Source organism: Rhizobium sp. B21/90, assembly GCF_019355815.1.
Lineage (GTDB): Bacteria > Pseudomonadota > Alphaproteobacteria > Rhizobiales > Rhizobiaceae > Rhizobium > Rhizobium rhododendri.
The window spans coordinates 1,320,117-1,339,376 of the sequence record NZ_CP072163.1 but is presented as its reverse complement, the minus strand read 5'-3'; the positions used below and the strand labels follow the sequence as shown (position 1 = coordinate 1,339,376).

Here is a 19,260-nt window from a genome sequence, read left to right as displayed (position 1 = left end):
GCGGCGGAGACAAAAATCGACGCGTTGAGTGACAAGTGATTTTCCGGGCTCTTGGCAAGGCTCAGGCGGCGAAGGCCGGGCGCAACAGGGCTGCGAGTGACGCCTCGGCCGATGGCTCCCGTTCGGATCGTTCGATAAAGCCGCCGCCATAGACGCGGGCGTTGTCGCCGGGTGCGGAATAGAGGGCGCAGGCCTGTCCAGGGGCAACGCCCGCCTCGCTGATCGTAAGATCAACATAGATGCCAGACGCGTTGACGTGCAGCACGGCTGGCGTCGGCTGGCGGGTGGAGCGAACCTTGGCATAGCAGGCAAACCCCTCGCCCGCAGCGGCCACTTCCAGCGCCTCGTCGCCGAGCCAGTTGACATCGCGCAGGTGAACGCGGTGCGTCTCCAATGCTTCTCTGGGGCCAACGATGACGCGGCGCGAGCGGGCGTCAAGGTAAACCACGAAGAGCGGTTCGCCAGTGGCAACGCCGATACCGCGCCGCTGGCCGATCGTGTAGTGCAGAATGCCCTCGTGGTTGCCCAGCACGCGTCCGTCGAGATGGACGATCTCGCCGGCGAGCGCCGCATTCGGCTTCAGCTTCGTGATGATGTCAGAATACTTGCCCTGCGGCACAAAGCAGATGTCCTGGCTGTCGGCCTTCTTGGCAACGACAAGCCCCATCTCCTCGGCCAGAGCCCGGGTATCGGCCTTCGGCAGGCCGCCGAGCGGAAATCGCAGGTAATCGATCTGCTCCTGCGTTGTCGCAAACAAAAAATAGCTCTGGTCGCGATCGGCGTCGGCAGGCCGGTAGAGCGCCCGGCGCCCGGGATTGTCGGCAGAGGGGTTCGCACGCGAGCGGATGTAATGGCCAGTGGCCAGCGCGTCGGCGCCGAGCTCCCTCGCTGTTGCCAGCAGATCGGCAAACTTAACCGTCTGGTTGCAGGAGACGCAAGGGATCGGCGTCTCGCCGGCCACATAGCTTTCCATGAATGGATTGATCACGGTGTCTCGAAAGCGCTGCTCGTAGTCGAGCACGTAATGGGGAATGCCGATCGTCTCGCAAACCCGGCGCGCATCGTCTACGTCCTGTCCGGCACAGCAGGAACCGGCACGATGCACGGCGGCACCATGGTCGTAGAGCTGCAGCGTGATGCCGAGGACATCGTAGCCCTGGCGCTTCAGGATTCCGGCTACCACAGAGCTGTCGACGCCGCCGGACATGGCAACGACGATGCGGGTATCTTCCGGACGCTTGTCGAAATCGAGTGAATTCACGGTCTGCCTGCCGTTCCCTTGTCGCGCGTTCTGGTGACGTTCCGCGCCATGCCCGCAGAGCGGCAACATCTGGCTTGCCGGACCAAAAGAGGCTCCGGAAACCTGCGGTTTCTGGCAAACGATATAGAAAGAATTGGCTTGGCACGCAAGGCCCGGAGCGGAAACGCAGGTAGCCGCCCGATCGGCGGCCGGCTGATAGAGCGTTTTGTCGTTCTCACTGCGTCTCGCCGCGCGCGCGAACGATGCAAAAGGTATAGATTGTCGCATAGCTCGTCGAGACGATCAGCGGCAGGGTAATGGTCTGTGCGATCCGCGGCGTCCCGCCAAGACGATGCACCAGGATGAGAACGGCTGCAGAACCCAGGCCGGTAATCAGCGGTGGGGCCCAAAGCGCTGCACTGCCAGGAAAGCGCCTTGCCAGCACGTCGATGGCCGACTTCTGAAGCACCATAAGCAGCGCAGACAGCATTCCCTGCACGAGCCCGGCCGACAAAGGCTGCGGCATCGGATATCTGCGATTTGCATAAAAAGCCCAACTGCCCATGGCGGCGGACGCAAGCAGGAGATGAACAAGCATGCTGGATGCTAACCGACGCAACGCTGCCCTCATATAAGACCATCCAATACCCAAAAGATGTCAAACGAACGGCACCGAAAAGACGACGGAATAGAGGCGTCGGGCGACAAAACGCAACGCCCTCAATTCGATTTTGTCGTAGCGTTACCGTGAATAGTTCGAACTGCAGCCTTGAGCGACGCAGTCGACTGTGTGTTTTATTGAAGACTACCGCCTGGATCCACCGCGAGCATCGACCGGAGACCTAGAAATCGCATCCGTCCACAACGGCGGCCTACGCCGCAGGGCTCGACTGGTTCGGCTCGCGCGGCACCAGGTCGCGCATGTCCATGCGCAACTGCGGCAGTGCCTTCGGGTACTCCGACTGAATGAACTCGATCAGTTTTTCACGGACCTCGCAACGAAGATCGAATGTCCGGCCGGCGCTCGATGCGGACACGAGAATGCGGACTTCGAGCACAGTCTCGCGAAAATCCGTGACGGCGACATTGACCACGCGCCGATCCCACAAGGCAGATTCCGCCGCTATCGCCTCGACCTTCGCGCGCAACGCCGCCACCGGCACGCTGTAGTCGAGATAGATCATGACAGTGCCGATCAGCGACGAGCTTTCGCGTGTCCAGTTCTGGAACGGCTTCTCCATGAAATAGCTGAGCGGCAGGATCATCCGGCGCCAGTCCCAAAGCTTGACCACGACATAGGTCGAGGTAATCTCCTCGACATTGCCCCATTCGCCCTCGACAAGCAGCGCGTCGTCGATGCGGATCGGCTGGGTGATCGCAAGCTGTATGCCGGCAAACAGGTTCTTCAGGACCGGCTGGAGGGCAAGACCGAGGACGATGCCGGCGACACCGGCCGAGGCAAGCAAGCTGACGCCATATTGACGCACCGGCTCAAATGTCATCAGCGCTGCGGCGATCGCCACGATGACGATCATGAGGTCGCCGATGCGCTGCATGATCTTCGATTGCGTCACATGCTTGCGGGCAAGCAGATTGTCCTCCGCATCGAGCTTGAAGCGCCGGAGGTAGACGATCATCCAGATGTGCAGGGCCGACTTGCTCATCCAGGCCACCTGCGCGATGAAGCAAATGAGCAGGACGTGCCGCAACAAAGATGCCTGCACCTCGGTCAGCGGGGCAACCGAGACCGCGAAAGCCAACGCAGCGACGACGATGGCAAAACGCGCTGGGCGTTCCGTGCGCGAGATCAGCGATCGCCAGAACAGATCCCAGGTGGCGACTAGCCTCGTGAGCATGTTGAAAAGCAGCTTGTGGACCACGAGGCCAAACAGGATCGCCGCAATGATCAGCACGAAGCCGACGACCCAGCCGGGCAGCCAGTTCAATTGATCGTCAACTTTTGCCAGAAATTCCTTCATGCCCCCAAAATAGTGTGCAGTGCGACATAGAAAAGGGTGCGCTGCAAAATTTGCATTCCGAGCCAACCTGCAGACAGCGGTTGCTTGCAGATATCACCTCAGTCACGTTCAGATTTCATAAACCATCCCCGTTCGGCGGTTCGGGAATAGTGGCGCGGCTACCCTCATCAGCACCAAATCTTAAAGACACGCCCTTAGAACTGTAGGCCCCGTGCTGCTCGTAAATTTTGGCACGGAAAGCCTCTGTGTCCTGGAGCTGCCGAATGCTGGAAGTCACCGAATTCAAACCCTCGTCAGCGGCCTTCGGCAAGAAGCGAATTGCCGTGCTTCTTCCCTGCTACAACGAGGCCGTGACGATCGCCAAGGTAGTGGCCGATTTCCAGATGTCACTGCCGGGCGCCGCCGTCTATGTCTACGACAACAATTCATCCGACGGCACCGGCGCCATCGCCCGTGCTGCCGGCGCCGTCGTCCGGGTGGAAAAGCGGCAGGGCAAAGGCAATGTCATTCGACGCATGTTTGCAGATATCGATGCCGACATCTATGTGCTTGCCGATGGTGACGGCACCTATTCGGCCCTGTTCGCACCGATGCTGATTGACGCGCTGATTTCAGACGAGCTTGATTTCGTCAACGGCTCGCGCGTCTCGACACTGAGCGGCGCCTATCGGCCCGGTCACCAGTTCGGCAACAGGCTTCTGTCCGGGATCGTCCGCTGGATCTTCGGACCGCAATTTTCAGATATGCTGTCCGGCTACAAGGTCCTGTCGCGCCGGTTCGTCAAATCGTTTCCAGCCATGTCCAGCGGCTTCGAGACGGAGACCGAGCTTGCAGTACATGCGCTGGAACTGCGCATGCCTTGCGCAGAATTGCCGACACCCTACAGCGAACGGCCGGAAGGTTCGGTGAGCAAGCTGAACACGGTGCGTGACGGTGCGCGTATCATGTTGATGATCGTCAAGCTCATCAAGGAAGAGCGGCCGCTGATGTTCTTCGGCCTGTTCGGCCTGCTGTTCTTTACCATTGCAACCGTGCTGATGGTGCCTGTCCTGATGACCTTTTTCGAGACCGGACTGGTTCCACGCCTGCCAACGGCAATCCTCAGTCTCGGTATGGTGCTGCTCGGGTTTCTCAGCATCTTCACCGCCCTCATCCTCGACATGACCACCCGCGCCCGCCGAGAGATCAAACGCCTCATCTACCTGTCTGTCGGTCGGATTCTTTGAATACTACTGAAAACGCGTAAAGCCGACGCGATCGCTCGCGCCGGCTTTGAATTGAGTTGACGATAGATCAGTCGACGTTGAAGACCAGAGGCCGCGCCTGGCGGATGGCAGGATTGGCCGTCAGCTTTGCCAACACATCGTCGCTGATCGCACCATCGACGTAGAGCAGCGCAATGGCGTCTCCGCCCTGGCTGTCGCGGCCGAGCTGGAAGTTGGCGATATTGACATCGGCCTGCCCGAGCGTCGTCCCGATGAAGCCGATCATGCCGGGAACGTCGGTGTTCGTGATGTAGACCATGTGCTGTCCGACATCCGCGTCCAGATTGATGTTTTTGATCTGGATGAACCGCGGCTTGCCATCCGAGAACACGGTGCCTGCAACCGAGCGGGTCATGCCGTCGGTTTTGACAGTCAGCTTGATGTAGCCGTCATAGACGCCGGTCTTGTCGCGCTTGACCTCGGACAGCACGATGCCCTTTTCCTTGATCATGATCGGGGCCGAGACCATGTTCACGTCCGACACCTGCGTACGGATCAGGCCGGCCAGCAGCGCCGATGTCAGCGCCTTGGTGTTCATGTTGGCCGTGACGCCATCGTAGAGGATCTCGATTTCCTTGATCGGCTCGTCCGTCACCTGGCCGACAAAAGCGCCAAGCACGTCGGCAAGACGGATGAACGGCTTCAGCAGTGGTGCTTCCTCGGCAGTGATGGACGGCATGTTGATGGCGTTGGAAACGGCGCCCTTCATCAGGTAGTCCGACATCTGCTCGGCGACCTGCAGGGCGACATTTTCCTGCGCCTCTGTGGTGGCAGCGCCCAGATGCGGCGTGCAGACGACGTTCGGCAGACCGAACAACGGGCTTTCCTTGGCAGGCTCGACCTCGAAGACGTCGAAGGCCGCACCGGCGACATGGCCGGACTTTATGGCTTCGGCAAGGGCTGCCTCATCGACCAGCCCGCCGCGCGCGCAGTTGATGATGCGAACACCTGGCTTCGTCTTTGCAAGCGCTTCCTTGTTGAGGATGCCGCGCGTCTTGTCGGTCATCGGGACATGCAGCGTGATGAAGTCAGCCTGGGCAAGAAGCTCCTCGAGCTCGACCTTGGTGACACCCATTTCCTCGGCCCGTTCCTTGGACAGGAAGGGATCGTAGGCGATGACGTGCATCTTAAGCCCGAGGGCGCGCGAAATGACGATAGAGCCGATGTTTCCGGCACCGATGACGCCGAGCGTCTTGCCGGTGATTTCGACACCCATGAACTTAGACTTTTCCCACTTGCCGGCCTGCGTCGACGCATCGGCCTGCGGCAATTGGCGAGCAACGGCAAACATCAACGCAATGGCGTGTTCGGCAGTCGTGATCGAATTGCCGAACGGCGTGTTCATGACAATGATACCGCGGCGCGATGCTGCCGGGATATCGACATTGTCGACGCCGATACCGGCGCGGCCGATGACCTTGAGATTGGTGGCAGCAGCGATCAGCTTTTCCGTCGCCTTGGTTGCGGAGCGGATCGCGAGACCGTCATAATTGCCGATGATTTCGGCCAACTTGTCCTTGTCCTTGCCCAGCTGCGGCTGGAAATCGACTTCGACGCCACGGTCGCGGAAAATTTGGACGGCAGTTTCCGACAGTTCGTCGGATACGAGAACGCGAGGTGCCATGATGGCCTCCTGAGAATGGGTTCAGCGATGAAGTGAATGGAATGCTGTGGCTCCGCCCTCTCGGCGGAGCCTGAATCGCTCGGTCAGGCGGCGGCCTTGGAAAGCGTAGCCTTCTGCGTCTGGAAAGCCCAGGCGAGCCAGGGCATCAGCGCCTGCATATCCGATGTCTCGATCGTCGCACCGGCCCAGATGCGCAGACCGGACGGCGCATCGCGGTAATGGCCGACGTCGAATGCCACAGCTTCCTTTTCGAGGAGAGCGACAAGGCCTTTTGCGAAAGCGGCTTGTCCATCCTCGTCAAGCACCGAGACGTCCGCGTCGACGATACGCAGGCAGACGGACGTGTTGGACGCTGTTTCCGGCTTTACCGCGAGATTGGCGATCCAGTCGTTGGCAGCGACGAAGTCGGCAATGACCTTGGCGTTGGCATCGGCCCGGCCGATGAGCGCCTTGAGGCCTCCGAGAGATTTCGCCCAGAGCAGCGCATCGATGTAATCCTCGACGCAGAGCATCGACGGCGTGTTGATGGTCTCACCGGTGAAAATGCCTTCGATCAGCTTGCCGCCCGAAGTCATGCGGAAGATCTTCGGCAATGGCCAAGCAGGGACGTACGTCGTCAGCCGCTCGACGGCACGAGGCGAGAGGATGATAACCCCATGGGCCCCCTCACCGCCCAGAACCTTCTGCCAGGAGAAGGTGGTCACGTCGAGCTTGGCAAAATCGAGGTCCTGCGCGAAGGCGGCCGAGGTGGCGTCGCAGATCGTCAGGCCCTTGCGGTCGGCCGGAATGAAGTCGGCGTTCGGCACGCGGACGCCAGAGGTGGTGCCGTTCCAGGTAAAGACGACGTCACGGTCGAAATCGATGCTCGACAAGTCCGGCAGCTCACCGTAGTCGGCCTCAATCTTGCGCGCGTCCTTCAGCTTCAGCTGCTTGACGACGTCCGTAACCCAGCCGGCGCCAAAGCTTTCCCAGGCCACCATATCAACGCCGCGCTCGCCGAGCAGCGACCACATCGCCATTTCGACGGCGCCGGTGTCGGAGGCGGGCACGATGCCGATACGATAATCGGTCGGTACATTCAGGATTTCACGGGTAAGGTCTATGGCTTGCTTGAGCTTGGTCTTTCCGACCTTCGCGCGATGCGAACGGCCAAGGGCCGCATCTGAAAGGGCATCGAGCGACCAACCGGGGCGCTTCGAGCATGGGCCAGAAGAAAAATGAGTATTATGCGGACGAACGTCCGGCTTTGCGGTCTCTGTCATGAGGCTATCCTCTCAGATAGAAAGCCCTTCGTTGGGGAAGGGTGGCCCGCCGTTGTGGGTAAAGGGGGACACGGCGGAAGTCAAGATGGGTGTCGTGACGAGAGGATCTTTTGTCGCGGCAGCGACCTGATAAAGACTACCAGGTGGTGACGCGCAATCCGACGCGGATTTCCTGGCGGGCCATGGCGCCAGTGGCACCGGCGGCCGTATTGGCGGCGGAAGAGCCGAACATGTCGCCTCCCGCCACATGGCTGTAGCGGTAGCCGAGATCGAGCTTGACGTTTGGTGAGAGCTGATAGGCAAGGCCTGCCATCAATGCATAGGTGAAGCGCCAGTCGGCATCGCCGGAGCTTCGCGCGCTCGAAGCGACCTCGCTGGAGCAGCCGACACAGGCGCTCGTCGTTCGGACATCGCCCCAGATTACCCGGGTCGCACCGACGCCTCCCCCGACATAGGGGGTGAAACCGGCAACCGTTCCGAGATCGACATAGGCATTGGCGAGCAGGCTGCCCGCCTTGAAGGATGCGGAAGTCTTGCCGGTACATCCGGTTCCCCCTGCCCCATCCGCGCAAGGTGAAGCCGTCGAAAACCTGCCGCTGAAATCGCCGCGGAACAGGTCGCCCGTGACATCGGCACGAACGAGATCGTTGAACTGATAACCGACGCCAAGGCCACCGGTGACATCGTTGCCGCCAAAGCGGGTCTTGTCGAAACGCTCGCTGTCGTAACCGTCGCTGCTGGCGTCATAGCTGCGCAGCCGGGCACCGTGCAGGCTGGTTTGCACCGCATAGCCGAGATCGACACGGCCGTAAAACCCTTGCGCCTCCTTGACGCTGACCTCGGGCACTGTGATCTCGGGGGGCATATCACCGCCAAAGGCGGCACCCGCCGCCGCTACAGTCATCACCACGGCCGCTGCCAAAGCATCGAAGCGGATCATCGCAAGCACTCCCCACCGGGCACAAGGCCCGCATTCCAGCCAGACGCGCGCCAAGGCGAATCTGCCAATCGTTTTGATTTCATTAACCATAGGGAATTCGTGGTTAATGAAGGTTTAATCGGCCTTGCTTCGTCGTCGCGAAGACAAGCCTGTTGCCGATTGGTATCAGTGGATGGTCGCCCGCGCCGACAACGCAAAAGCCGCCCGGAGCGACCGGGCGGCTTTTGCGTTCGACGATCAAGATAGTTGTTTACTTGTAGACAGCCGGGGCGACCGGGATTTCGGCCGGAGGCATGTAGCTGGCCGTCTGGCAGCCACCGAAGTTGTAGCGCGCACCGATGCGGGCTTCGTGCAGGTTCAGACCCTTGTCGTAACCGGGACCACCATTTTCGGCAAAGCCGAACATGTCGCCGCCTTCGATGTGGCGGAAGCGATAGCCGACGTCGGCCTTCAGATTGCAGGTCAGGTCGATCGCGGTACCGGCCATCAGCGCGTAGGTGAAGCGCCAGCTACCACGGCCGTTATGGGTTACGGTTTCGTCGCAAGAGGACGAATCGGCATCCGAGCAAGACGTGTTGTGGAGCTTGTCCCACTTGATATAGGTGCCACCGAGACCGCCGCCGACGTAAGGCGTGAAGGCGCCGTAGTGGCCGATGTCGACATAGGCGTTGGCAAGCAAGCTCACGGCAGTCAGAGAGGAGCGGTCACGTGACGTCGCGGCAACGGCCGAGAAATCCGGTCCGCAACCGCCGCAATCGCCCTTTGTCGAGCCCTTGAAGTCCGACTTGAACAGGTAGTCGACCGTCGCGTCTGTGCGCAGGTAATCGTTGATCTGGTAGCCGACGCCACCACCGAGCGTGAAGCTGTCATCGAGTTTGGCAGAATCGAAGTCCTGCATGTTGCTGTTCGAGCCCTGGAAATAGTTGGCTCCGCGCAGGTCGCTGAAGGCGTAGCCGACATCGCCGCGCAAATACCAGCCGCTCGATTGCGCAACGGCAACTTCTGGCGGCGGGGCCTGTTCCGGCTGATAGAGATCGGCAGAGAATGCCGTCGTCGCAGCCAGGGCCAAGGCAATAGCCCCAATCAAGCTTTTCATCATGTTCGGCTCCCAAATTTGTCTAGCCGTTGGCGTGTTTGCGCATACCAAAACGGAGTTCATGAAGCGGATCATGCAATTAAATGGTTAAGGGCCGATTAAAAGCCCTGTTGCCCGGCTACCAAGCTGAGTGAAGCGGACGCCTGTCACCGGAAATTTAAAACTTTTTCGATTGTCGAGAATATCTTCTCACCTTTTGCCGACGAACGACGAACGGTCGTTCGTCGGCTATTTTCATCGGGCTTGCCCGGTCGTGGAGATGAGGTTGGCAATCAGCGCCGTCCATCCGGTCTGGTGTGAGGCGCCCAGCCCCCGGCCCGTATCGCCATGGAAGTATTCGTAAAATAACTGATAGCCCAGGATAGAGTCGCCAACGGGTGTAGCGCCGCTCTCCCCTTGGGGTACGAACAATCGGGCAAGGCGCTTGCTCAGCTCGTCGGCGACCCCGTCCAGGCTCATGAAAACGCCTGACCCGGTTGGGCATTCCACCAGGAAGTCCGGCCCGAAATAGCTATGAAATTTACGCAGCGCGTCGATGAAGAGGAAATTGACCGGCATCCATACCGGGCCCCTCCAATTAGAATTGCCACCGAAAAGACCGCTCTCCGCCTCCCCCGGCGTATAGGGCACCTCGATGGAAATGCCTTTTGCCTGGAAACGGTAAGGGTTGGACCCATAGATTTTCGACAGGGATCGAACGCCGAAATCGGAAAGAAACTCTTTTTCATCGAGCATGTGCCTGAGCAGCCCCTTCAAGCGATGACCGCGCAGCAACGACAGAAGGTGGCTCTCCCCCTCGCCGTGCTCTGTCCAGCGCGAGACAAGGGAGGCAAGTTTCGGCCTGTTTTGCAGCAGCCAGCGCGAGCGGGCAGCAAAGGACGGCAGCTTGTCGAAAATATCGTTGTCCAGCACTTCGACGGCAAAGATCGGAATGAGGCCGACCAGCGACTGGATGCGGATCGGGACAGAGGATCCGTCCGTGTGGCGCAGCATGTCATAGAAGAAGCCGTCCTCCTCGTTCCACAGCCCCTCGCCGGTTTCGCCAATATCCGCAACGGCGCCGGCGATCAGCAGGAAATGCTCGAAGTACTTGCTCGCCATGTCCTCATAGACAGGATCGCTCAACGCCAGCTCGATGGCGATCTTCATCAGGTTGAGCGCGTACATCGCCATCCAGGCGGTGCCGTCGGCCTGATCGAGGACCATATTGTCAGGCAGAGCCTCCGAGCGGTTGAACGGGCTGATGTTGTCGAGCCCGAGGAAACCGCCTTGAAAGAGGTTGCGGCCGTCCGAGTCCTTGCGGTTTACCCACCAGGTAAAATTGAGCATCAGCTTGTGCATGATGCGCTCGAGGAACGAGATATCGTCGATGCCAGTCAGCTTGCGGTCGATTTCATAGACCTGTAGGGCCGCCCAGGCCTGCACCGGCGGATTGACGTCGGAGAAATTCCACTCGTAGGCCGGCAACTGCCCGGACGGATGCATGAACCAGTCGCGGGTGAGCAGCAACAGCTGCTGCTTGGCAAAATCCGGATCGACCAGCGCCATGGGCAGACAATGGAAAGCCAGATCCCAGGCGGCATACCAGGGATATTCCCAGGCATCCGGCATCAGGATGATGTCGGCATTGTTAAGATGGCGCCAGTCAGCGTTGCGCGCCTTGCGACGCTCTGCGGGCGGCGGCGGAAGATTGGGATCGCCGTCGAGCCAGCAGGGAACATCGAGAAAATAAAACTGCTTCGACCACAGCAGTCCGGCAATGGCCTGGCGGTGCACCGCCCGGGCAGATTGCGGGGCAATATCCTTTTGCACCGCGTCGTAGAAGGCATCCGCCTCCTGCCGCCGGAGTTCGACGATTGCGTCAAAATCGCCGAAGGGCTCGGGTGAAAGCCCGTCTTCCCGCCAGCGAAGGCGCATGGAGACCCTGCCCTTTGCCGGCACCTCGAAGATCTGTCGTGCCGCGACCTTGCTGCCGCTCTGCCGATCGACGGCCGATTGAACACCGGAGACGACGAAATCGTTGATCCCATCCTTGAAACGCCCGCCGGCCTCAGAGCCGAAAAGGAACGGCGAATTGGTGTCGTTTTCGCAGAACAACAGTTCGCAGGGCTGGTCGACGCTGAGGCGCCACGTCTTCTTAGCCGTCCGGGTGGCAAGCACGTCGCCATTCGCCTGCGCCTCCAGCCGCGGACGCTTTGGATCGTCCGACCAGGACCAGGTGTTGCGCGCCCAGAGCTGTGGCAGCAGATGAAGCACAGCAGCCTCATCCGACGCATTTTCCACGACGATATGCATCAGGATGTCGTCTGGCCCCGCCTTCGCGTATTCGATGCTCACGTCGAAATAACGCCCCTCGGCAAAGATTCCGGTATCGGCAATTTCGAACTCCGGATCGAGCCGCGTTCGTTTGGCGTTCTCGGAGCGGAGTTGTCCGTAGGGGAAAGCCGCCTGTGGATAGCGATAGATCATCTTCTGGTAGGAATGGGTCGGCGTCGCGTCGACGTAGTGATAGACTTCCTTGACGTCCTCGCCGTGGTTGCCTTCGGCGTTTGCAAGCCCGAACAGCCTCTCCTTGAGGATCGAGTCCTTGCCGTTCCAGAGTGCCAGCCCCAGACACCAGCGCATGCTCTCGTCGCAGAAGCCCGCAAGCCCGTCCTCCCCCCAGCGGTAGGCGCGGCTTCGGGCGTGATCGAACGGAAAGAAATTCCAGGCATCGCCGTCGGCGCTGTAGTCTTCGCGAACCGTTCCCCACTGACGCTCGGACACATATGGGCCCCATCGCCGCCAGGCAACACCGCGCTTGATCTCCTGCAGTCGTTGGCCTTCAGCCGTGGCCAGCACCGCATTATCGACAGTCGTCATCACTTACACACCGCACAGGAAACGAGCCGCACTGGGGTCGTTGGTTTGCATCAAGGCCGGATCAGATCCGTAAGCCCTCTGTGGGATACGTCAAGCGAGCATGAGTGGGTGAGCCGTTCTTCAACACACGGCGCAATGTCGGCAATCATGCGCCACCGAAGACCGATCATGAAAAAATCCGGTCCGCTCGGGACTGTCCGATAAACATGCCGGTCAGGGATTTGCCTACTGGGAACTGCCTGGTGAGACCGGCAACCGCCGCTCCTGTTCACCGGTCAGATGGGAATCCAATCCACCGACAAAACCCGGGTCCTGGCAGCCCGTACCGGTCACGGAAGCCGACGCTTCGCCCGCAGCCGACTTCAGACCCCTTGGATTGGCCTGGTAGAATTTTTCAAGCCGGCGCTGGTGCATGGGAGGCTCTATATGGGATGTCTCATACGAATGTTCGCATATTAACAAATAGCGTGCCACCAGCAAGGCGTTCTCCACAGCTTAATGGGAGTGAATGAGCACTGTCACGCCGTGTGTCACGCCTCTCTGCAATCTCAAGCAGGTAAAGCCGATCTTGCAGTGTGTGAAGCGTCGTTGGCAGCATTTCGGCGGCGGGTGTGACAAGTGCGCATAGCTGTGCTCGTCTTGGGAACTGTCTATCGGCCTGGGGTTCTCTGTTCAGGGCAAATTAGGGTTCGATCCCGTTATGAACAAACGGTTCCCTTCCCCGAGGATGCCGCGTTCTTGGGAATGCGCTGCACTGCCTTGCAACGGGTCTGCGGGAGCGGTCCCCTGCGGTGTGTCGGTCCGACAAGGGAAGGTGGCCGGCCGGCGAACAACTGCATCAGCGACGGTGTTCGCGATGACGCGGTGATGTTGTTTCTAAAACGCTGTGCGGATTTCGGACCGAGCAGGTCATGCTGGAACAAAATGATGTGACGCGGGCAGTTCAAAGTGTCTCTCGACCGCATCATAAAGCGCAAAGGGGAAAGGCTTCGGTGGCCCTTCCCCTTCGTGGTAGACGAATACGCAGCTATTATTTCTTGAGATCGAAACGGTCTGCGTTCATGACCCGCGTCCAGGCGGCGACGAAGTCCCGCAGGAATTTTTCGGCGGAATCGGACTGCGCATAGACTTCGCAAATCGCCCGGAGCTGCGAATGAGAACCGAAAATCAGGTCCACACGCGTTCCCGTCCAACGCCGTGCGCCCGTCTTGCGGTCCCGACCTTCGTATACGCCTTCCGAACCCTCGACAGGTGACCACACCGTGTTCATGTCGAGAAGGTTGATGAAGAAGTCGTTGGTCAAGGTCTCCGGTCTGTCGGTGAACACGCCATGTTCCGGCTGTCCCACCTTGAGAACCCGAAGCCCGCCAACCAGAAGCGCCATCTCTGGTGCGGTCAGCGTCAGCAGTTGCGAACGATCGACCAGTGCTTCTTCCGGCCTCATATATTGCCGGCCGGCGATATAATTGCGGAAGCCGTCAGCGCGTGGTCGCAGCGCCGCGAAGGAGGCCGCATCCGTCTGCTCCTGCGATGCGTCCATGCGGCCGGGGGTAAAGGGGACCGTGATATCGTGACCACCTGCCTTGGCAGCCTTTTCGATACCGGCAGAGCCTGCAAGGACGATCAGATCCGCCAGAGAGATCTTTTTACCACCCGACTGAGCCCTGTCGAAGTCGGCTTTGATGCCCTCCAAAACTGCCAAAACCTTCGCCAGCTGCGCCGGCTGGTTCACCTCCCAGTCTTTTTGCGGCGCAAGCCGGATGCGGGCGCCGTTGGCACCGCCGCGCTTGTCAGAGCCGCGGAATGTCGAGGCGGAAGCCCAGGCGGTCGATGCAAGTTCCTGAACAGTAAGACCAGAGGCAAGCACCTTGGCCTTCAGGCTGGCGATGTCTGCGTCATCCACCAAAACGTGGTCCACGGCTGGAATAACGTCCTGCCAGATCAGATCTTCCGCCGGAACTTCCGGCCCGAGGTAGCGGATCTTCGGTCCCATGTCACGATGGGTGAGCTTAAACCAGGCCCGGGCAAACGCATCGGCGAACTCAGCGGGGTTTTCCAGGAAGCGCCGGGAGATTTTCTCGTAGGCAGGATCGACACGCAGCGCCAGATCGCTGGTCAGCATGGTTGGAAGACGCTTTTTCGACGGATCGAACGGGTCCGGGATTGAGGCTTCGGCGTTCTTTGCGACCCATTGCTTGGCACCGGCCGGACTTGTGGTCAGCTCCCATTCGAAACCGAACAGGTTCTCGAAATAGTGGTTGCTCCACTGTGTCGGCGTCTGCGTCCAGATGACTTCGAGGCCGCTACCGATCGCGTCGGCACCGACGCCGGTGTTGAACTTGCTGGTCCAGCCAAGCCCCTGGGCCTCGAGTTCGCCGCCTTCCGGGTCGATGCCGACGAAGGAAGGATCGCCTGCACCGTGGGTTTTGCCAAAGGTATGGCCACCTGCGATCAGTGCGACGGTTTCCTCGTCATTCATTGCCATTCTGGCAAAGGTTTCGCGGATGTCACGGGCGGAGGCAAGCGCATCGGGATTGCCGTTCGGACCTTCGGGATTGACGTAGATCAGACCCATCTGTACCGCGCCCAGCGGCTCGGCCAGCTCCCGCTCTCCACTGTAGCGCTCGTCGCCGAGCCACGAGCCCTCCGGCCCCCAGAACAGTTCCTCAGGCTCCCACACATCGGCGCGACCGCCTGCAAATCCAAAGGTCTTGAAGCCCATGGATTCGAGCGCAACGTTTCCGGTCAGAATATAGAGGTCTGCCCAGGAAAGCTTGTTGCCGTACTTCTGCTTGATCGGCCAAATCAGACGTCGGGCCTTGTCGAGATTGACGTTGTCCGGCCAGCTGTTTAGAGGCGCGAAACGCTGCTGGCCGGCGCCGGCGCCGCCGCGGCCATCGGTGATACGATAGGTGCCGGCGCTGTGCCAGGCCAAGCGGATGAAAAGACCGCCATAGTGGCCGAAATCAGCGGGCCACCAATCCTGGCTGTCCGTCATCAATGCATGGAGATCGGCCTTCACGGAGGCAAGATCGAGTGTCTTGAATTCTTCGGCGTAGTTGAAATCCTTGCCGAGAGGATCGGCGCGGCCGGCACCGTGGTGAAGGATCTGGACGTCCAACTGGTTGGGCCACCAATCGCGGTTGGAGCGAGGTTTCGGCGCCGGCGCATGCGCTACGGGACATTTGGCGCCCTGAGCGCTGGCTGGTTCATGGTCCATGATTTTCTCCTCGAAAAAATGCGCCCGCGTTGGAGCATCGAATTTCAACAGTTTGGGCTCGTATGAAAATTCCGCATGAAACCCGAAATTTTCAAAAGGCTGTTCCCGTCTGTCGGGGCGGAACTTAGCGCAACACTGCGATAAATTTAAGTTGGATTTATTGATCGTCGCGATAGGCTGAGGTTATGATCGATGTCACACTTGCGCACTTGGCGGAATGCCATTTTTTCACTCCGGATCTTCAAGGCTGAACATCTCATTGCGTTCGTCGTAGGCAAACAGCTCTGCATACCTTGCCCATGAAACGATGGTCCTGAGGGTTTCGTCTGCGCGAGAGGCCGTCATATAGTCTTCAAGCTCGTTTCGGAAACGGGCGGCCGGGGCTGTGTGGGTGGTGCGTTCGTCGAGCACGCGCCTGATGAGGCCCATCAGCGGCACGTAGGTGACCAGATGTTCGGCGAAGAGCCTCTTGCGGGCGTCGGTGGCGAGGTGGGCGAATTTGGTTCCGGCTTCGGTGAGCACGAGGTCGCCTTCGCTGAGGTGGGCAAAGCGCAAGAGTTGCAGGGCTTCGCCGAGATGAAAGAGCTCATCCGCCTCGAGCTGCAGGGTTTCTGCAAGAACGGGAAGGTCTGCCCGCCCGTGATAGGGTGCCCCTGCCAGCGCCTCTATCAGTCCGGACAGGATATTGGTCGACACCGGTTCGAGCACCATGCCCATCCCGGTTCCCGGAATGCCCTCCATTTCGGTTGCTCGCGGCTCGGCTCTCTGGGTCATCAGCGCATAGATACTGTCGACCAGCTGTCGGAACGCCGGATCGAGGCGGTTCCTCGGGTGCATCAGGTCGATTTTGACCTCGCGGGCGACCCGGCCGGGGTTCGACGAGAACACCAGGATGCGGTCGCACATGAGGACGGCCTCCTCGATATTGTGGGTCACCATCAACACCGACTTGATGGGCAGCCGGCCCTCGATCCAGAGATCGATCATGTCCGTGCGCAATGTCTCGGCGGTGAGGACGTCGAGTGCGGAGAACGGCTCGTCCATCAAAAGAAGGTCCGGATGGACGACAAGCGCCCGCGCAAAGCCGACGCGCTGGCGCATGCCGCCGGACAACTCCTTCGGATAGGCATTCTCGAAGCCGTCGAGGCCGATCAGGTCGATGGCAGCCAAGGCCAGCGATCGCCGTTCCGCCCGGTCGACACCCTTCGCCTCGAGGCCAAGCTCGACATTCTGCAGCACGGTCAGCCAGGGAAAGAGCGCAAAGGACTGGAACACCATCGAGATACCCATGGGTGGCCCGGCGATCGGGTTGCCGCGATACGTGGCCTCGCCGGACGAGGGCGGAAGCAGCCCCGCGATGATGCGCAGCAGCGTCGATTTGCCGGAGCCGGAGCGGCCGAGCAGTCCGACGATCTCGCCTTGGGAGATGGTCACGTCGACATTGTCGAGAACGACGACATCATTGCCGTTGGCCTTGGGGAACGAGCGGCAGACCTTGCGGATATCGATCAGCGACGCCTTGGCGGTTTGGTCGAGCATAGGATTTGTCCCTTACGATAGGAGGTGTATCAGCCGAGCCGCAGGTGGCGTTCGCCGAAGGCGTAGAGCGGCCTCCAGAGCAGGCGGTTGAACAGGGTGACAAAGGTGCACATCACGACAATGCCGAGGACGACACGCGGGAAATCGCCGTTCACGGTGGCATTGGCGATGTAGGAACCGAGGCCGGGGGTCGTCAGCTGGGTATCGCCCCAGCTGGCGACCTCGGCAACGATGCTGGCGTTCCAGGACCCGCCGGAGGCCGTAATGGCACCGGTGATGTAGTAGGGGAAGACACCGGGCAGGATGACTTTGATCCACCAGCGCCAGCCGGAAATGTGGAAGCTGCGGGCGGCCTCCTTGAGATCGCTCGGAAAGGCGCTGGCGCCGGCAATGACGTTGAACAGGATATACCACTGCGTGCCGAGGATCATCAGCGGGCTCAGCCAGATGTTGGCGTTGAGCCCGAACCGGACGATCACCACCACGAAGACGGGGAAAGCGATGTTGGCGGGGAAAGCTGCCAGAAACTGTGCCAGCGGCTGCACCTTTTCGGCAAGTTTAGGGCGGAGACCGATCCATACGCCGATCGGCACCCAGATGAGAGTAGCGATGGTCATCAGGACAACGACGCGCAGGAGCGTGATCGAACCATATAGAACTGCGGTCGCCACATCCGACCAACCGATGTTGGCGCGCAGATAGTCTAGGCTGAGAAAGCCTCCCCAGGCTGCTGCAGCGACGATGGTAGCGATCCAGATCCAGTCTACCGCGCGCGATCGTGCAACGCCCCTCGCCTTCGAGCCAACCGGCACCAGGTTGGGCAGGCGAACATTCCACACCTGCCGCGACATCCAGCGAAAGGGAGCCATGGCAATGCGCGTGACGCGTGACTTGCTTAACAGGTCGAGCATCCAGGATGTCGGCGCGACGCCCGAGGTCGTCGTTTCGAAACGAAACTTGTCGGCCCAAGCTACCAGCGGCCGGAACATCAGCTGGTCATAGAGCACGATGACGCAAAGCATGGCGATGACGGCATAGAATATCGCCATGATGTTCTGCTGCTTGATGGCCAGCGCCACATAGGACCCTATTCCGGGCAGGGTTATCGTGGTGTTGCCGACCGTGATCGCCTCCGAGGCAACGACGAAAAACCAGCCGCCGGACATCGACATCATGGTGTTCCAGACGAGCCCCGGCATGGCAAATGGCACGTCGAGACGCCAGAAGCGCTGCCATCCGCTCAGGTGGAAACCGCGTGCAACCTCTTCCAGATCCTTGGGCTGGTTGCGCATGGACTGATAGAGACTGAAGGTCATGTTCCAGGCCTGGCTGGTGAAGATCGCAAACACGCAGGCAAGTTCGGCGCCGAGCACACTTCCGGGAAAGAGATTGAGGAAAAACGTCACGGTGAAGGTCAGGAAGCCCAGGATCGGAACCGATTGCAGGATGTCGAGGATCGGGATCAGCACCATCTCTGCCCGTCGGCTTTTGGCAGCGAGTGCGGCATAGACGAAGGTGAAGGCCAGCGAGAACACGATTGCCAGCAGCATCCGCAAAATAGTGCGCAGGGCATAGATCGGCAGGTTGGCGGGATCGAGCGAGAGTGGCGCGACGTCGAGCGCCGAAAGCGGAACTGTCGTCACCCTTGCGCCATAGGCGAAGAGCACGATGGCACCAATGACGAGGAGCAGCGCCATGACATCCCAATGGCTGGGCATCAACGACCGGCGAATGGCGAGCGGCGCAAGTTTCTGCAATTTCATGGGTCGCTCCTGTTTCGAGAGCCAATGCGTTGAACGTCCAAAAGCGGCAGTTGCAGCCACTGCGATCGCCAGACGGTCGAGCGACCATCCGAGGTTGGTTGCAAAAAGACGGCATGCTTGCCCGGAAGATCACATCGCTGTCATCCCCCGGGTCCGACGACCGCATACTGCGGGGAAAACGGCTCGAACCTTGTCTGCTGCACGAGTGCACGGCTTTCGACGCGTCCAACCGGGACAGATGACACATAGAATAGCTTGCCTGCCCGGGCCATCTGAATTGAGGTTAGCGGGGCGACGCTTAGGCATAGGAACCCTATACCATGGTATATCCGGCAGAATTGATCTGACCACTGGCTGTTCGATCGGACACAAGTCGTCTACTGAGCATGAAAGGGCGCGCGCTTTTTCACACGCCTGGCATCCATGAGATTTTCTGAAGGCTTGAGCTTAAAGCGACGAAAAATGCCGCG

General features: G+C 60.0%; 12 protein-coding genes. 1 reads left to right on the top strand and 11 read right to left on the bottom strand.

Annotated elements, in window-relative coordinates:
• Positions 1-61 precede the first annotated feature (61 nt).
• The 3 genes from mnmA to J5278_RS24205 form a co-directional block, all read right to left on the bottom strand.
• On the bottom strand, positions 62-1,261 hold the full coding sequence (gene mnmA / locus J5278_RS24215; RefSeq protein ID WP_219258678.1) for a tRNA 2-thiouridine(34) synthase MnmA: 1,200 nt from the start codon (positions 1,259-1,261) through the stop codon (positions 62-64).
• Positions 1,262-1,475: 214 nt separating this feature from the next.
• A complete protein-coding gene (locus J5278_RS24210) occupies positions 1,476-1,766 on the bottom strand; it encodes a hypothetical protein (protein WP_317986990.1) in 291 nt (96 codons plus the stop codon).
• A 346-nt stretch (positions 1,767-2,112) separates the two neighbouring features.
• The gene (locus J5278_RS24205) at positions 2,113-3,219 is read right to left on the bottom strand and encodes a mechanosensitive ion channel family protein (RefSeq protein ID WP_219258676.1); all 1,107 of its coding nucleotides are present in this window, start codon (positions 3,217-3,219) and stop codon (positions 2,113-2,115) included.
• 263 nt (positions 3,220-3,482) lie between these two features.
• On the opposite strand from J5278_RS24205, the gene J5278_RS24200 reads away from it, so the two are divergent.
• Positions 3,483-4,445 (top strand): glycosyltransferase, encoded by a 963-nt coding sequence (locus J5278_RS24200; RefSeq protein WP_219258675.1) that lies wholly within the window; start codon positions 3,483-3,485, stop codon positions 4,443-4,445.
• A 67-nt stretch (positions 4,446-4,512) separates the two neighbouring features.
• Here the strand turns inward: J5278_RS24200 and serA are convergent, their stop codons facing one another.
• The 8 genes from serA to J5278_RS24160 form a co-directional block, all read right to left on the bottom strand.
• Complete coding sequence (serA, locus tag J5278_RS24195; RefSeq protein ID WP_209184625.1) at positions 4,513-6,108, bottom strand: phosphoglycerate dehydrogenase; 1,596 nt, start codon at positions 6,106-6,108, stop codon at positions 4,513-4,515.
• Positions 6,109-6,191: 83 nt separating this feature from the next.
• The gene (locus J5278_RS24190) at positions 6,192-7,370 is read right to left on the bottom strand and encodes a phosphoserine transaminase (protein ID WP_219258674.1); all 1,179 of its coding nucleotides are present in this window, start codon (positions 7,368-7,370) and stop codon (positions 6,192-6,194) included.
• 136 nt (positions 7,371-7,506) lie between these two features.
• Positions 7,507-8,310 carry an outer membrane protein gene (locus J5278_RS24185; RefSeq protein WP_219258673.1) on the bottom strand — a complete coding sequence of 268 codons (804 nt, stop codon included), beginning with the start codon at positions 8,308-8,310 and terminating at the stop codon, positions 7,507-7,509.
• Between the two features lie 250 nt (positions 8,311-8,560).
• Entirely contained in the window at positions 8,561-9,409 is an 849-nt protein-coding gene (locus J5278_RS24180; RefSeq protein WP_143123218.1) for an outer membrane protein, read from the bottom strand.
• A gap of 231 nt (positions 9,410-9,640) precedes the next feature.
• Entirely contained in the window at positions 9,641-12,268 is a 2,628-nt protein-coding gene (locus J5278_RS24175) for a glucosidase (RefSeq protein ID WP_219258672.1), read from the bottom strand.
• A 1,030-nt stretch (positions 12,269-13,298) separates the two neighbouring features.
• Positions 13,299-15,488 carry a catalase/peroxidase HPI gene (gene katG, locus J5278_RS24170; protein WP_219258671.1) on the bottom strand — a complete coding sequence of 730 codons (2,190 nt, stop codon included), beginning with the start codon at positions 15,486-15,488 and terminating at the stop codon, positions 13,299-13,301.
• Between the two features lie 228 nt (positions 15,489-15,716).
• Positions 15,717-17,027: an AAA-associated domain-containing protein gene (locus J5278_RS24165; protein WP_209187902.1), complete on the bottom strand. Its 1,311-nt coding sequence runs from the start codon at positions 17,025-17,027 to the stop codon at positions 15,717-15,719.
• Positions 17,028-17,056: 29 nt separating this feature from the next.
• Positions 17,057-18,790 carry an ABC transporter permease subunit gene (locus J5278_RS24160; protein ID WP_209187903.1) on the bottom strand — a complete coding sequence of 578 codons (1,734 nt, stop codon included), beginning with the start codon at positions 18,788-18,790 and terminating at the stop codon, positions 17,057-17,059.
• Between the last annotated feature and the right edge of the window lie 470 nt (positions 18,791-19,260).